This window comes from Erythrobacter sp. (assembly GCF_024305245.1).
GTDB lineage: Bacteria > Pseudomonadota > Alphaproteobacteria > Sphingomonadales > Sphingomonadaceae > Erythrobacter.
Window position 1 is genome coordinate 92,689 of the sequence record NZ_JAMWYX010000003.1, and the last position, 12,767, is coordinate 105,455.

At 65.1% G+C, this 12,767-nt stretch carries 15 protein-coding genes; 6 read left to right on the forward strand and 9 right to left on the reverse strand.

The annotated features are described in order from the left end of the window. Window positions 1–5 precede the first annotated feature (5 nt). Together truA and fmt are read right to left on the reverse strand one after the other, a co-directional pair. Window positions 6–758 (reverse strand): tRNA pseudouridine(38-40) synthase TruA, encoded by a 753-nt coding sequence (gene truA / locus Q0L48_RS05175; RefSeq protein WP_296718066.1) that lies wholly within the window; start codon window positions 756–758, stop codon window positions 6–8. Then, a complete protein-coding gene (gene fmt / locus Q0L48_RS05180) occupies window positions 755–1,660 on the reverse strand; it encodes a methionyl-tRNA formyltransferase (RefSeq protein ID WP_296718068.1) in 906 nt (301 codons plus the stop codon). Before fmt ends, truA begins: the two co-directional genes overlap by 4 nt. A 53-nt stretch (window positions 1,661–1,713) precedes the next feature. On the opposite strand from fmt, the gene recR reads away from it, so the two are divergent. The 4 genes from recR to Q0L48_RS05200 all read left to right on the forward strand — a co-directional run bounded on the left by recR (window position 1,714) and on the right by Q0L48_RS05200 (window position 5,038). Next, the gene (gene recR, locus Q0L48_RS05185; RefSeq protein ID WP_296718070.1) at window positions 1,714–2,310 is read left to right on the forward strand and encodes a recombination mediator RecR; all 597 of its coding nucleotides are present in this window, start codon (window positions 1,714–1,716) and stop codon (window positions 2,308–2,310) included. Between the two features lie 41 nt (window positions 2,311–2,351). After that, a complete protein-coding gene (gene def / locus Q0L48_RS05190) occupies window positions 2,352–2,924 on the forward strand; it encodes a peptide deformylase (protein WP_296718072.1) in 573 nt (190 codons plus the stop codon). Window positions 2,925–3,095: 171 nt separating this feature from the next. Continuing rightward, window positions 3,096–3,494: a DUF1622 domain-containing protein gene (locus Q0L48_RS05195; RefSeq protein ID WP_296718073.1), complete on the forward strand. Its 399-nt coding sequence runs from the start codon at window positions 3,096–3,098 to the stop codon at window positions 3,492–3,494. A 71-nt stretch (window positions 3,495–3,565) separates the two neighbouring features. Beyond that, window positions 3,566–5,038 (forward strand): DNA recombination protein RmuC, encoded by a 1,473-nt coding sequence (locus tag Q0L48_RS05200; RefSeq protein WP_296718075.1) that lies wholly within the window; start codon window positions 3,566–3,568, stop codon window positions 5,036–5,038. Window positions 5,039–5,041: 3 nt separating this feature from the next. On the opposite strand, the gene Q0L48_RS05205 is transcribed toward Q0L48_RS05200, so the two are convergent. From Q0L48_RS05205 to Q0L48_RS05235, 7 genes are all read right to left on the reverse strand, one after another. Next, on the reverse strand, window positions 5,042–5,842 hold the full coding sequence (locus Q0L48_RS05205; protein WP_296718076.1) for an RNA methyltransferase: 801 nt from the start codon (window positions 5,840–5,842) through the stop codon (window positions 5,042–5,044). Between the two features lie 57 nt (window positions 5,843–5,899). Then, window positions 5,900–6,178, reverse strand: a complete 279-nt coding sequence (locus Q0L48_RS05210) for an HPr family phosphocarrier protein (protein ID WP_296718079.1) — start codon at window positions 6,176–6,178, stop codon at window positions 5,900–5,902. Between the two features lie 11 nt (window positions 6,179–6,189). After that, a complete protein-coding gene (locus Q0L48_RS05215) occupies window positions 6,190–6,615 on the reverse strand; it encodes a PTS sugar transporter subunit IIA (RefSeq protein WP_296718081.1) in 426 nt (141 codons plus the stop codon). 92 nt (window positions 6,616–6,707) lie between these two features. Next, window positions 6,708–7,625 (reverse strand): RNase adapter RapZ, encoded by a 918-nt coding sequence (gene rapZ / locus Q0L48_RS05220; RefSeq protein ID WP_296718083.1) that lies wholly within the window; start codon window positions 7,623–7,625, stop codon window positions 6,708–6,710. Window positions 7,626–7,630: 5 nt separating this feature from the next. Beyond that, window positions 7,631–8,149, reverse strand: a complete 519-nt coding sequence (locus Q0L48_RS05225; RefSeq protein WP_296718086.1) for an HPr kinase/phosphorylase — start codon at window positions 8,147–8,149, stop codon at window positions 7,631–7,633. Then, on the reverse strand, window positions 8,116–9,675 hold the full coding sequence (locus tag Q0L48_RS05230; protein ID WP_296718087.1) for a stimulus-sensing domain-containing protein: 1,560 nt from the start codon (window positions 9,673–9,675) through the stop codon (window positions 8,116–8,118). Before Q0L48_RS05230 ends, Q0L48_RS05225 begins: the two co-directional genes overlap by 34 nt. Next, window positions 9,668–10,375, reverse strand: coding sequence for a response regulator transcription factor (locus Q0L48_RS05235; protein ID WP_296718769.1), 708 nt, complete (start codon window positions 10,373–10,375; stop codon window positions 9,668–9,670). The genes Q0L48_RS05230 and Q0L48_RS05235 overlap by 8 nt, the downstream gene beginning before the upstream one ends. 323 nt (window positions 10,376–10,698) lie before the next feature. Between Q0L48_RS05235 and Q0L48_RS05240 the strand changes: the two genes are divergently transcribed. Further along, window positions 10,699–12,330, forward strand: coding sequence for a phosphoenolpyruvate carboxykinase (locus Q0L48_RS05240; protein ID WP_296718089.1), 1,632 nt, complete (start codon window positions 10,699–10,701; stop codon window positions 12,328–12,330). A 102-nt stretch (window positions 12,331–12,432) separates the two neighbouring features. After that, a complete protein-coding gene (locus tag Q0L48_RS05245; RefSeq protein ID WP_296718092.1) occupies window positions 12,433–12,762 on the forward strand; it encodes a hypothetical protein in 330 nt (109 codons plus the stop codon). Window positions 12,763–12,767: the final 5 nt, after the last annotated feature.

Consider the following 12,767-nt stretch of genomic DNA (forward strand, 5'->3'; position numbering starts at 1 on the left):
TGACGTTACGGCAAGTCGTCCGGATAGCTCGCTTCGACGAAATACAGCCCCTGCGATGGTGCGTTGAGCCCTAGCGCGCGGCGGTCACGCGCGGCAAGGGCTGCGGCGAGGCGGGCTTCGTCCCACGTTCCGGTGCCAACCAGTTTCAGGCATCCGACCATGCTGCGCACCTGATGATGCAGGAAAGAACGTGCGGCGGCGTGGATGTGCACTTCCTCGCCAATCCGCTCCACATCCAGCAGATCGAGCGTCTTGACCGGATCGGCGGCCTGGCAATGGACCGAACGGAAGGTGGTGAAGTCATGCCGCCCGACCAGTACCTGCGCGGCGCGGTGCATCGCGTCGGCATCGAGTGGGGTCGGCACCTGCCATGCCCGGTCACGCTGCAGGGCGAGCGGGGCGCGGCGGTTGACAATGCGGTATAGATAGCGCCGCCCGGTGCAGGAAAAGCGCGCGTGCCAATCATCCGGCACCACTTCGCAGGCCGTCACCGCAATCGGATCGGGCCGCAGATGCGCGTTGAGCGCCCCCATCAGGCGGAACGGGGCGATGTCCTTTTCCAGATCGACATGGCTGCGCATCCCCAGCGCATGCACGCCCGCATCCGTGCGCCCGGCGCTGTGCAGCGTGGTCCGCTCGCCGGTGATCCGGTGCAGCGCGTCTTCCATGCTTTGCTGCACGCTCGCCCCGTTGGACTGGCGTTGCAGCCCGCTGAAGGGCGTCCCGTCGAATTCGAGGGTGAGCGCAAAACGGGTCAAGCGAGGATAGCCCCCGCCGCCACCGCCCGTCCGCGCAGGAAGTCCGCGCGCGCCATCGCCGGTTTGCCAGCCCGCTGGAGCATAAGGGGCCGGATCGCGCCTTCTCCGCAAGCGATGGTAAAGTCGTCGTCCAGCACCGCGCCGGGTGGATCCGAGCCTTCAACCACTTCGGCCAGAAGCAGTTTCACCCGTTCATCGCCAAGCTCAAACCATGCGCCGGGAAAAGGGGCGAGAGCGCGCACTGTGCGTTCGATGACTGCGGCGGGCTGGGCCCAGTCGATTTTCGCTTCCGCCTTGTCGATCTTGGGGGCGTAGATTGCCGCAGAGTCGTCCTGCACCTCGGGCGGGAAGGCGGCGAGATCGGACAAGACGGCGACCATCGCTTCGGCTCCCAACGCGGCCAGTTCCTCGGTCAGCGCGCCGGTGGTCTTGCGATCGATCGGCACCGTGATTTTGTGCAGCATCGGCCCGGTATCCAGCCCGGCTTCCATCTGCATGATCGTGACGCCGGTCTCCACGTCGCCCGCCATCACCGCGCGGTGGATCGGCGCCGCCCCGCGCCAGCGCGGGAGGAGCGAGGCGTGGATATTGAGGCACCCATGCACGGGCGCATCCAGCACCGCTTGCGGCAGGATCAAGCCATAAGCGGCGACCACCGCGACATCGGCATTCAGCGCGGCGAACTCCGCCTGCTCATCCGCACCTTTCAGCGATTTGGGCGAGCGAACTGTCAGTCCCAAGGCTTCTGCCGCCGCCTGCACCGGCGATGCGCGCAGCTGCTTGCCCCGGCCCGCCGGACGCGGGGGCTGGGTGTAGACGCAGGCGATATCGTGCCCGGCAGCGTGCAAGGCCCGCAGCGCAGGCACCGCGAAATCGGGCGTTCCCATGAAGATGATGCGCATAAGCCTTGCCCGCAGCCTTTGTTAAGCGAAGCGCAGCCCCTATCTCTCCCCCCATGGCATCGCAAGAGATCGAGGCGCTAAGTTCCGCGCTCGCCCGGTTGCCGGGTCTGGGGCCGCGTTCGGCGCGGCGGGCGGTGCTGTGGCTGGTCAAGCACCGCGAACAGGCGCTGCCCGCGCTGTTGGAGGCGCTGGCGGCCGTGTCGGAGACGCTGGTCGAATGCCAGACCTGCGGCAATGTCGACACGCGCGACCCCTGCGGCATCTGCACCGATCCGCGCCGCGACGCGCGCAGTCTGTGCGTGGTGGAGGAAGTCGCCGACGTGTGGGCATTGGACCGCGCACGGCTGTTTCCCGGACGCTATCATGTGCTCGGCGGCCGGCTGTCGGCATTGGACGGGATCGGGCCGGAGGATCTCAACCTCGCCGCATTGCTCGCCCGCGTCGAAGGGGGCGGGGTGGACGAGGTGGTGCTGGCGATGAACGCCACGCTCGAAGGACAGACCACCGCGCATTACATCGCCGAGCGGCTGGAGGCCTTTCCGCTGCGGGTAACCCAGCTTGCCCACGGCCTGCCGGTGGGGGGCGAGCTCGATTACCTCGACGAAGGCACGCTGGCGCAGGCTTTGCGAGCCAGAAGACCCGTCGGTTAAGCTGCGTTGAAATCTACCGACTCCTCGCCTATCTGCGCAACATGGCTATCCGCGAAATCCTTGAAGTGCCGGACCCCCGGCTGAAAACCATCTCGACTCCGGTCGAACCGCATGAGTTCGATGCCGACCTGCGCACGCTGGTCGAAGACATGTTCGAGACGATGTATGATGCCCCCGGCATCGGCCTCGCCGCGATTCAGGTCGGCGTGCCCAAGCGGGTGCTTGTGATCGATCTGCAGCCTGACGATCCGGACGCCGAGCCGGTCGAGTGCAGTCACGATGGCCACAGTCACACGCACCCGGCCACGAAAAAGGAACCGCGGGTGTTCATCAACCCGGTGATCCTCGATCCGGCGGACGAGCTTTCGACCTATCAGGAAGGCTGCCTCTCGGTCCCCGAGATCTACGCCGATGTCGAGCGTCCGGCGACCTGCAAGGTGCGGTATCAGGATCTTGACGGCAAGACGCACGAGGAAGCGCTCGAAGGGTTGATGGCGACCTGCCTGCAGCACGAGATGGACCACCTCGAAGGCATCCTGTTCATCGACCACCTGAGCCGCCTGAAAAAGGCGATGGCGCTCAAGAAGCTCAAGAAGATCCGTCAGGCAGCGTAGCTTGTTTGCGAAGGCGCCTCCGCGCCTTCGTCCTCGGGGCTGTTCTTTCGCTACGCTCCAGGCCCCTGCGGGCCCGCGGTCGCGCTTGCGGTTCGCTATGCGAACCGTCGCTGGCGCCCCGTCTGCTGACGTGAGATGGAACACAGACCGCCCCAGCCTGTTAGCCCTGCCATGATCAGCGATGCGACCATGCTCGCCATTGCCGGGGCGGTGGCGAAGGTGTTCGAACTTGCCGGAATCGGCGTCATCATTCTTGGCGCGGTCTATTCGGCGGGGCGGTTCGGTTATCGGACGGTCACCGGCGGCAGCGGCACCAAGGACGGCGAAGACCGCGTCGCCGCCTTCCGCCGCATGCTCGGCCGCGCGATCCTGACCGGGCTGGAACTGCTGGTCGCCGCCGATATCATCCGTACAGTGGCCATCGATCCCACGCCGGAGAGCGTGGCTGTGCTGGGCCTGATCGTCCTGATCCGCACCTTCCTCAGCTTCAGTCTGGAGGTGGAGATCGACGGGCGCTGGCCGTGGCAAAAGAAGGCGTCGGCGGACAATAGCGACACGGATAGGAGCTAGCCTGACCCTTGAGCGGGGATATCGGCGCGCGGGGACTAGCGTTCTCTATTCGTTCTGTGTAGGAAATCCGGATGGATTCCTCGATTCTCCCGCTTGTCGCCCTCATCCTCGGTGTCGTGCTTGGCGGCGCGGCCTGCTGGTTTCTTGCCTCGCGCCCGCTCGGCGATCTGCGCGCGCGGCTGGCTGAGGCGGAGCGGGACGGGGACGGGCTGGAGGCCGAATTCAAACGTGCCATCGCCGAACTGGGCGAAGCGCGGATCGAGGTTGCCGGGCTGAAAGAGCGCGCCGGGCAGGCCGATGGGTTGTTGACTCGGCTCGATGCGGTGCAGGCCGATCGTGCGGCGCTGGCCGAACGGCTCGCCGCGCTCGAAAGCGCTGCCGCTGAGCGCGAAAAGGCCTTCACCGAACAAAAGGCCGCGCTGCTGGGCGCGCAGGAATCCATGCGCAAGGAGTTCGAGAACGCCGGCAGCAAGGTGCTCGAAGCAGCGCAGAAGACATTTCTGGAGCGGGCCGAGGCGCGCTTTCGCCAGTCCGAGGAGACGGGCGAGGCCAAGCTCAAGGCGCTGCTGTCCCCCGTGGGCGAGAAGCTGGCGAGTTACGAAAAGCAGGTTACCGAACTGGAGGCCAAGCGCACCGATGCGTTCGGACAGCTTTCGGGCCTGATCCAGTCGATGCGCGAAGGGCAGGAAGAGGTGCGGCGCGAGGCACAGCGGCTCGGCAATTCGCTCACCAATCAGCCCAAGGCGCGCGGGCGTTGGGGGGAGCGGGCGCTGCAGAACTTGCTTGAACAATGTGGTCTTGCTCAGCACACCGATTTCATCGTTGAACACTCAATAGACACAGATGATGGGCGTCTGCGTCCCGATGCGATTATAAATGTCCCGGGTCAGAAGAAGCTGGTCGTAGACTCAAAAGTCTCGCTCAATGCATATCAAGAGGCATTTGAAGCCGAGGACGATGCAGAGCGGAAGCGTCATCTCGATCTTCACGCTAAATCGATGCGAAATCACGTCCAGACGCTGAGTGCCAAAAGTTATCAAAGCCAGTTCGAGGAAGCGCCCGACTACGTGATTATGTTCATTCCCGGAGAGCATTTTGTAACTGCTGCGCTTGAGGCCGACCCCAAGCTATGGGACTTTGCCTTCGAGCGTCGCGTATTGCTCGCAACGCCTACCAATCTTGTCGCTATCGCACGCACTGTGGCGCAGGTCTGGCGGCAGGATGGACTAGCCAAGGATGCACAAGAGATCGGCCGAATGGGCGCGGAATTGTATGACCGTCTCAGAAAGTCAGCCGAGCACTTAAAACGTGTTGGTGGCGGCTTGGAATCCGCAGTGAAGAACTACAACAGTTTCGTCGGTAGCTTCGAGCGCAATGTCTTGTCGTCTGGTAGACGTCTCGCCGAGAAGGGAATCGAGATAGGTAAAAGCGAGATCGAGGAAGTTCCGCTGGTGGAATCCGTTCCTCGCTACAATGCAGTTGATGCTGCCGAGGTCGAGGACGAGCCGCTCGCGCTCGATGCGAGCAAGGATGCGGCGGAGTAGCAGCTAACGCTCGACCCCTGCCAGCACCTCGTAGGCCAGCACTGCGCCCGCCACCGCCGCATTCAGCGAATCCGCCCGCCCGCGCATCGGCATGGTTACGCGCAGATCGCAGGCCGCTTCATAATCCTCCGGCAGCCCCTGCGATTCGTTGCCTACCAGGATGAAGCACGGCGCGGCGTAATCCGCCCCGCGATAGGGCACCGCATCGCGCAGGCTTGCCGCAACCAATTGACCCGTTCCGGCGCGCAGCCACGGCAAAAACTCCTCCCACCGCGCCTGCGCCAGCCCCACGGTGAATACCGCGCCCATGCTCGCGCGCACGGCTTCGGCGCTGAAGGGATCGGCGCAATCGTCGATCAGGATCAACCCGCCCGCGCCCACCGCGTCGCAGGTGCGCAGCATCGTGCCGAGATTGCCCGGATCGCGCAAAGCCTGCGCCGCCAGCCAGATCGGCGCGGCGCTCCGGTCGAGCGTTTCCAGCGATGTATCCCATTCGTCAAACACTCCGGCCACGCTTTGCGCGTTCTCCTTTCCGGTGACCTTGGAAAGAATATCGGGCGTGGTGGTGATGACCTCGCCGCCAGCCGCCATGACGTCAGCTTCGAGCCGCGCCAGCAGATCATGCGGCGCGCGAGCCTCCGCCATGACCAGCATTTGCGGCAGCCGGCCGGTGCTGCGGGCATCCTCGAGCAGCCGCAGCCCTTCGACCAGAAACTGGCCGGCGCGCTTGCGATGCTTCTTGTCACGCAAGGACCGCAGGTATTTGACGGTCGGATTGGAAAAGCCGGAAATGTGCCTGCGCATGGGCTAATCCGCTGGGGCTTTGCGCTCGCCGCGTCAATCCCCGTGCGAGCTGCGGCGTCAGTCTTCCCCGAAACCGGATTCGACCAGCGCCGCCAGTTCCGCCAGCACCGCCTCGGCGTTCTCGCCTTCGACCAGCACTTCGATCACATCGCCCTTGGCCGCGCCCAGCATCATCAGCCCGAGGATCGATCCGCCCGCCGCGCTGTTGGGGACCTTGCTGACCGTCACGGTCACGCCGTCCGGCAGAGCGGCAACCGCGCCAACGAACTTTGCGCTCGCCCGCGCATGCAGCCCGCGGCGGTTGACGATGGTAATGGTCTTGCGTGCCTCCCCCACGGCGGCTCCTTTCAGGCTTTCGCCCGCGCCGGACTGGTGTCCTGACCGAGCAGCTCGCTGGCGACGGTAATGTAATTGCGCCCGGCCGTCTGCGCGGCGGCGACGGCGGCGGTGACATCCATCACCTTGCGCGCGCCGGCGAGGCGAATCAGCATCGGCAGGTTGATCCCCGCGATCACCTCGACATGGCCTGCGTCGAGCAGCGATATCGCCAGGTTGGACGGCGTTCCGCCGAACAGATCGGTGAGGATGATGACGCCGGTGCCGCTGTCGACCGTCTCGATCGCCTGCGCAATATCGGCGCGGCGCTGTTCCATGTCGTCGTTGGGGCCGATGCACACCGTGACGATCCCGTCCTGCGGGCCGACAACATGCTCCATCGCCTCGACGAACTGGTCCGCGAGCCGACCGTGAGTAACCAGGATCAAACCGATCATGAGTGAATTAGCGTCCGTTAACTGCCCGCATGCGGCGAGGCTTACGCGTTTCAACTAAGCTGGACAATGCCATGTCTGCCCTGAACCGCGCCTTAGCGTCGATCGCGTTCGATTTCATCCGCCACACGCGACCCCAGATTGCGGTGCCGGACAGTGGGCGAAAATCCGGCCGCACGCAAGCCTTCCGCCATGCGCTCGGCGGTGTAGACCGAACGGTGTCTCCCTCCGGTACAGCCGAAAGCGACATGGACATAGGGCTTGCCCTGCGCCTGATAGCGCGGAAGCAGCATCAGCAGCAGGTCGCGGATGCGCGTGAAGGCTTCGGCAAATGCGGGATCACGCTCGATATGCGCGCCGACGGCGGCGTCCTGTCCGGTGAGGTCGCGCAGTTGCGGATCCCAGTGCGGATTGTCGAGAAAGCGCATGTCGAACACGAGATCGGCGAGCGGCGGCATCCCGCGGGCAAAGCCGAAGCTCGACAGTGTCAGCGTGATCGCGCTGTCGCTGCTGGCGGGGGCGAACAGCTGGCGCACCTGAGTTTGCAAGTCGTTGCTGGTCATGGCCGAGGTATCGATCATGATCTCGGCCCAGCGCCGCAGCGGCTCGAGCAATTCGCGCTCGGCAGCAATGCCTTCCATCACCGGGCGTCCGGCGGCCATCGGGTGCCGGCGGCGGGTTTCGTTATAGCGCCGCTCAAGCTCGCCGCCCGAGCAATCCATGAACACGAAAGTGAGCGCGATGTCCTCGCGTGCGGCCAATTCCTTGACCAGCGCGATGATGTCGGCCGGGACGAAGCCGCGGGTGCGCGAATCGAACCCGATCGCGAGCGGCCCGCGGGCCTCGTCGGGCATGGCGACCAGCCGGTTGAGCAGCCGCACCGGGAAATTGTCGATCGTCTCCCAGCCGAGATCCTCCAGCACGGCGAGCGCGGTCGATTTGCCTGCGCCTGCAAGTCCGGTGACCAGAAGTACGCGGCGCGGAGTGGAGGAAGGATCTGGAGAAGCGTTCATCGCCGTTATTCTCGCTCCGATTGCGCGGCAAGGGAAGGCGAATCTACGGGCAGGTGTACGGGCAGGCCGTGCAGGGCAAGCGCCCATTCGGCGCGCTGTGCCGGTGCGACAGATCCGGGGTCGAAGCGCAGCACCGGCACCGCCACCCCGCCGATCATCCGGCGCGGCAGGGGTGTTTCGGGCAGGCGTTCGCCCGACTCTCTGCCCAGTTCCAGCACCAGCGCCGCCATTGCAGGTTCCGCGACAGGCAGGCGCACAAGCCCGACGCCGCGCAGTTCGATCAGGCCTGCGATATTGGGCGGCGGGCTGGCGATCAGCTGTTCTCCCGACGGTGTCAGCGTCACCGCGTCATCGCCGATCAGCGCCGCCCCTCGGTCGATCAGCGCGAGCGCAAGGCTCGACTTGCCGCAGCCCGGCGGCCCCTCGATCAGCAGCGCGCGTCCGCCGATCGCCACCGCGCTGGCTGCGTGGACGAAGGATGCCTGCGCGCTCATGCTGCCGCCGGCAGTCGCAATTTGAGGCATGCACCGGATTCTCCATCGGCGCGGGCATGGGCGGTTAGCGTGCCGTCCAGCGCCTCGGCAATGGCGCGGGCGATGGCGAGGCCGAGGCCGGAGTGGTTGCCGAAATCCTCTTCGTCCGGGCGCACCGAATGGAACCGCTGGAACACTTTCTCGCGCGATTCTTCGGGGATGCCCGGGCCGTGGTCGCACACGGTCAGCGTCACCCAGGCGCCGTCATTGTCGATTGCGACCTCGATCGGCGCGTCGGGCGGGGAGAAGGATACCGCATTGTCGAGCAGGTTTTCGACCACGCGTTCCAGCCGTGCGCCGACGCCGCGCACGCGGGCGGCGAATCCGCGCGCCGCCAGCGCGATGGCGCGGCCTTCGTTTTCGGCGCGGTGTTCGCGCCCGCCGATGATCGCGCGGACCAGATCGCCCAGATCGATCGTCTCCAGCGTCGCGCGGCTCATTTCCGCATCGATCCGGCTGGCATCGGAGATTTCGGACACCAGCCGATCGATCCGTCGCACGTCGTGGGTGGCGATCTGGATCAGTTCTTCCTTGAGCGCGGGGTCCTGCACGCGGGGCAGCGATTCGATGGCGCTGCGCAAGCTGGCCAGCGGGTTCTTGATTTCGTGCGCCACATCGGCGGCGAAGCTGTCGACCGCGTCGATCCGCTGACGCAGCGCCCCGGTCATGTCCGACACCGCGCGGGCAAGCAGGCCGATTTCGTCGCTGCGCTGCGGCAGGCGCGGCACCTCGACCTCGCGCTCGCGTCCCTGCCGCACCCGCACTGCCGCGCGGGCAAGCTGGCGCAGCGGAGTGACGATCGTGCGCGCCAGAAACAGCGACAGCAGCGCCGATGCGGCCAGCACCATCAGCATCGCAAAGCCCAGCGTCGTGCGCGCGGACCGAACGCTTTCGGTGATGTCGACCGCGTTGCGCACTGTCAGCAGGGTTGCCCCGTTAAGGCCCACCGGCGCGGCGGCGGTGATCACCGGGGTGCCGTCGAGCCAGTCGTACAGACGCACCTGCGACAGGCCGAGTTCGCGCGCGCGGGCGAGTTCGGGCCAGGCATCGGCCTCCTGCGCTTCGGGCTCGACATAGTCCTGCACCGCTTCGGCGGAGACGATGGCGTCGACGGTGCGATCGAGCCAGCGGGCGAATCGCTGTTCCCAGTCGTCGTCGCTAATGTCGTTGAACCGGAACGCGGGGTCGGCCAGAGCGAAGCTGTCGGCGGTCAGCCGCCCATCGGCATCGAACATGCGCAGCCGCATCCGCTGTTCCTTGCCGATCTGCACCAGCAGCGCCTCCTGCCGTTCGCGGGTGGCACCAGCCAGCGCCTCGGCGGTGATCTGCGCTTCGATGCGGGCAAGTTTGAAGCGTTCGTTGATCAGCTGGGTGCGGTAGCTGTCGAGATAGAGCAGCCCGCCGCCCATGATCGCGAGCGGCAGGATGTTGACCACCAGAATGCGCGCGGTGAGGGCAAAACGGCCCGTTGCGGTAAGTTGTTCGCCGCTTGAAGCGGCACGGCGCAAATCAGCCATCGGTGAAGCTGTAGCCCGCGCCGTACAGCGTATCGATCGCACCGAATTCGGGATCGACCATCCGGAACTTGCGCCGCATCCGCTTGATATGGCTATCGACCGTGCGATCATCGACGAACACGTCGTCGGGATAAGCGGCATCCATCAACTGGTTGCGGCTCTTGATTACGCCGGGCCGTACCGCCAGCGCTTCGAGGATCAGGAATTCGGTGACGGTGAGGCACACCGGCAGATCGTCCCACGTCACGTGATGACGCGCGGGGTCCATAAATAATCGCCCGCGGGTCAGGCAGGCTTGCGCGGCCTCGGGCGGGCCGATCTGGCCCTCGCCGCCCGGGACCGGATCGGCGCGGCGCAGGATCGCGCGGATGCGGGCGATCAGCAAGCGCAGGCTGAACGGCTTGGCGATGTAATCATCCGCGCCCAGTTCCAGACCCGCTTCCTCGTCGCTTTCATCATCCTTGCTGGTGAGGAAGATCACCGGCAGCGGCGAATGCTCGCGTAACCGCCGCAGCAGTTCCATCCCGTCCATCTTGGGCATCTTGATGTCGAACACGGCAAGATCGGGCGGGTTGTCGAGCAACGCCTTCAGCGCTGTTTCGCCATCGGAATAAAGTCGCGTCGCGAAGCCTTCCGATTGCAGCGCGATCGAGACGGTGGTGAGGATATTGCGATCATCGTCGACCAGCGCGATCTGCATCGCGCGCGCGGCAGGCTCGCCGGGCTGGGTGCCGGGAAAAGCCAGATCAGGGGTGCTTTCGGACATCATGCCTATCCTTCCTGCCGCCGCCATCGCATGCGCCGAGCGGTAGCGCCATTGCCTTGCCGAGACAATCGCCGGACGTCCGCCTGCTCCCCGATCCGGCGGGTTGCATCGGGAAGGGGGCAAGTTGCGGATGTCATAGCCTGTGATGGTTGCATACGTATGCGCGGCTGCTACTTGGGGCGCTAGGCGGGATGTTGCAGATTCGCTCGCGGCCTGGTGCTCGGACGTTTCGCCTCGACTTTTGCATTGCTGTCACAATGATCGGCTCAGGAGACACGACCTTGACCTCGCTTGCACACCCGCTGTCCGCCCAGAACCTTCAGACCCGGGCGACGATCCACGCCAATCTCGGCACGGCGCCGCTGGTGGAACATGCGCTGGCGAAGGGCGAGGGCAAGCTGACGAAGCACGGCGCGCTGCTGGTGGAAACGGGCAAGTTCACCGGGCGCAGCGTGAAGGACAAGTTCATCGTGCGCGACGCCGCGACCGAGGACACGATCAACTGGGGCGCGATCAACCAGCCGATGAGCGCGGAGCATTTCGCGACGTTGAAGGCGGATTTCCTCGAAGCTCTCGAAGGGCAGGACGAGCTTTACGTCGCCGACCTGTTCGGCGGTTCGCAGCCCGAATACCGCGTCAACGTGCGCGTCATCACGCAGATGGCGTGGCACAGCCTGTTCGTGCGTACGCTGCTGGTGCGACCCTCGGCCGACGAAGTGGCGAATTTCACGCCCGAATACACCATCATCAACCTGCCCAGCTTCAAGGCCGATCCCGAACGCCACGGCTGCCGCAGCGACACCGTGATCGCGGTGAGCTTCACCGAAAAGCTGATCCTGATCGGCAACACCGAATATTCGGGCGAAATGAAGAAGGGCGTGTTCGGCCTGCTCAACTATCTGCTCCCCGCACAGGGCGTGATGCCGATGCATTGCAGCGCCAATATCGGCGCGGACGGCAAGAGCGCGATCTTCTTCGGCCTGTCGGGCACCGGCAAGACCACGCTTTCCGCCGACGCCAGCCGGACGCTGATCGGCGATGACGAGCATGGTTGGTCGGACACTGCGGTCTTCAATTTCGAAGGCGGCTGCTATGCCAAGATGATCAACCTCTCCGAAGAGGGTGAGCCGGAAATCTACGCCACCACCAAGATGTTCGGCACAATCCTCGAAAACGTGGCGATGGAGGAGGACACGCGCGAGCTCGACTTCACCGACGCCAGCAAGACCGAAAACACCCGCGGCGCGTACCCGATCGAGTTCATTCCGAACACGTCTGAAAAGAACCTCGGCCCGGCGCCGTCGAACGTCATCATGCTGACCGCAGACGCGTTCGGCGTGCTGCCTCCGATCGCGCGGCTGACGCCCGATCAGGCGATGTATTACTTCCTCAGCGGCTACACCGCCAAGGTCGCCGGCACCGAAATCGGCGTGACCGAGCCGGAAGCGACCTTCAGCACCTGTTTCGGCGCTGCCTTCATGCCGCGTCACCCCAGCGTCTACGGCAACCTGCTGAAGGAACGCATCGGCAAGGGCGGGGCGCAGTGCTGGCTGGTCAACACCGGCTGGACTGGCGGCAAGTACGGCACCGGCAGCCGCATGCCGATCAAGGCGACCCGCGCGCTGCTTAACGCGGTGCTCGACGGGAACATGGACGAAGTGGAATTCCGCAAGGATCCCAATTTCGGCTTCGACGTGCCGGTGCATGTGCCGGTGCTGGCGGCAGCAGGCATCGATCAGACGCTGCTCGATCCGCGCAGCACCTGGGCCGACGGGGCCGAATATGATGCGACAGCGCGCAAGCTGGTGCAGCTGTTCATCGACAACTTCGCCCAGTTTGCCGAGCACGTTGATGAAGGCGTGCGGCAGGCCGCACCGGCCGCCGCCTGATCGCATTCCCGCCTGATCCTTGGGGCCATCTGGCTTCCCGCGCCTTCATGGCGTAACAATGCTGGCGGAACATGGGGTTTCGCCAGCAAGGGGAAGAACACGATGAGCATTCTTGACGGGATTCTGAAGAATATCGGCGGGGCGCCGGATGATGTCGTCAATCTGGCGTCGAAGCTCGGGATCGATCCCAAGATGGCCGAAATGGCGATCGGCGCGCTGGGCAAGACCCATCAGATGGACGGCGACACCGTGACGCTGGCGGCCGAAAAGACCGGGATGAGCCCCGAAATCCTCAACCAGATCGTCGCCGCGATCGGCGGCGAAGGTTCGCTCGCCAATTTCGCGTCGATCCTCGACCGTGATGGCGACGGTAGCCCGGTCGACGATATCATGGGCATGGCCAAGGGATTTTTCGGCGGCGGCAAGAGCTAAGCGCG

Bases quoted from the DNA above. Each gene is read 5' to 3' on its own strand.
- def (WP_296718072.1), top strand. From the start codon at position 2,352: ATGGCTATCCGCGAAATCCTTGAAGTGCCGGACCCCCGGCTGAAAACC.
- fmt (WP_296718068.1), bottom strand. From the start codon at position 1,660: ATGCGCATCATCTTCATGGGAACGCCCGATTTCGCGGTGCCTGCGCTG.
- Q0L48_RS05240 (WP_296718089.1), top strand. From the start codon at position 10,699: ATGATCGGCTCAGGAGACACGACCTTGACCTCGCTTGCACACCCGCTG.
- Q0L48_RS05200 (WP_296718075.1), top strand. From the start codon at position 3,566: ATGGATTCCTCGATTCTCCCGCTTGTCGCCCTCATCCTCGGTGTCGTG.
- Q0L48_RS05195 (WP_296718073.1), top strand. From the start codon at position 3,096: ATGATCAGCGATGCGACCATGCTCGCCATTGCCGGGGCGGTGGCGAAG.
- Q0L48_RS05215 (WP_296718081.1), bottom strand. From the start codon at position 6,615: ATGATCGGTTTGATCCTGGTTACTCACGGTCGGCTCGCGGACCAGTTC.
- Q0L48_RS05245 (WP_296718092.1), top strand. From the start codon at position 12,433: ATGAGCATTCTTGACGGGATTCTGAAGAATATCGGCGGGGCGCCGGAT.
- Q0L48_RS05235 (WP_296718769.1), bottom strand. From the start codon at position 10,375: ATGCAGATCGCGCTGGTCGACGATGATCGCAATATCCTCACCACCGTC.
- Q0L48_RS05205 (WP_296718076.1), bottom strand. From the start codon at position 5,842: ATGCGCAGGCACATTTCCGGCTTTTCCAATCCGACCGTCAAATACCTG.
- recR (WP_296718070.1), top strand. From the start codon at position 1,714: ATGGCATCGCAAGAGATCGAGGCGCTAAGTTCCGCGCTCGCCCGGTTG.
- rapZ (WP_296718083.1), bottom strand. From the start codon at position 7,625: ATGAACGCTTCTCCAGATCCTTCCTCCACTCCGCGCCGCGTACTTCTG.
- Q0L48_RS05230 (WP_296718087.1), bottom strand. From the start codon at position 9,675: ATGGCTGATTTGCGCCGTGCCGCTTCAAGCGGCGAACAACTTACCGCA.
- Q0L48_RS05225 (WP_296718086.1), bottom strand. From the start codon at position 8,149: ATGCCTCAAATTGCGACTGCCGGCGGCAGCATGAGCGCGCAGGCATCC.